This is a genomic window from Streptomyces cahuitamycinicus (assembly GCF_002891435.1).
In the GTDB taxonomy this organism is placed as follows: domain Bacteria; phylum Actinomycetota; class Actinomycetes; order Streptomycetales; family Streptomycetaceae; genus Streptomyces; species Streptomyces cahuitamycinicus.
In genome coordinates this window covers 1-684 of the sequence record NZ_POUC01000927.1, presented here as the reverse complement: position 1 = coordinate 684, position 684 = coordinate 1, and the positions used below count along the sequence as shown (strand labels likewise).

The 684-nt window shown below is 71.3% G+C and carries 2 protein-coding genes; one reads left to right on the top strand and one right to left on the bottom strand.

The genetic code is table 11. From position 1 onward, the window contains the following. Nucleotides 1-369, top strand: a 369-nt coding sequence (locus C1J00_RS43935) for an endonuclease V (protein ID WP_146046434.1), incomplete at its 5' end; no start/stop codon positions are given. Here C1J00_RS43935 and C1J00_RS43930 read toward each other — a convergent pair. Then, the gene (locus C1J00_RS43930) at nt 357-551 is read right to left on the bottom strand and encodes a hypothetical protein (protein WP_102914274.1); all 195 of its coding nucleotides are present in this window, start codon (nt 549-551) and stop codon (nt 357-359) included. The two genes, C1J00_RS43935 and C1J00_RS43930, sit on opposite strands and share 13 nt — an antisense overlap. Nucleotides 552-684: the final 133 nt, after the last annotated feature.

Genomic DNA, 684 nt, shown 5'->3' with positions numbered 1-684 from the left:
GGCCTGGTCGTCTGCGACGGCTACGGCCTCGCCCACCCCCGCCGCTTCGGCCTCGCCAGCCACCTGGGCGTCCTGACCGGCCTGCCCACGATCGGCGTCGCCAAGAACCCGTTCACCTTCACCTACGACGCCCCGGGCACCCCGCGCGGCAGCACCTCCGCGCTCCTCGCCGGCTCCGAGGAGGTCGGCCGGGCCCTGCGCACCCGGGACGGGGTCAAGCCGGTCTTCGTCTCCGCCGGCCACCGGGTGACGCTGGACCACGCCTGCGCCCACACCCTCGCGCTGACCCCCGCCTACCGCCTCCCGGAAACCACCCGCAGGGCGGACGCGCTGTGCCGCAAGGCCCTCCGGGAGGCCTACTCCGTCTGATCGGTCACGTGCCAGTGGCCCACCTCCCGGTACTCCGAGTCGTAGACGGCCGAGCCGTCCCCGGGGCGGAGCGCGTAGTGCCGGAGGTTGCCGCCCCAGTACCTCAGGATCCGGCCCAGCTCCCCGGCCGGGTCCTTCGCCAACGCCGCGTCGTCCATGGTGACTTCGAGAAGAAACTTCATGCCTTCAATGGTTTCATTGAAGTCCTTGTTGGCACTTGTGGAGCTTCTGCCGAGGCCGGAGTGCGCGAAGCCTCAAGTCGGGGGACCGGTCGGGGCGGGACGGGACGCCGCGATCTGAGTACCGGCTCTGAGT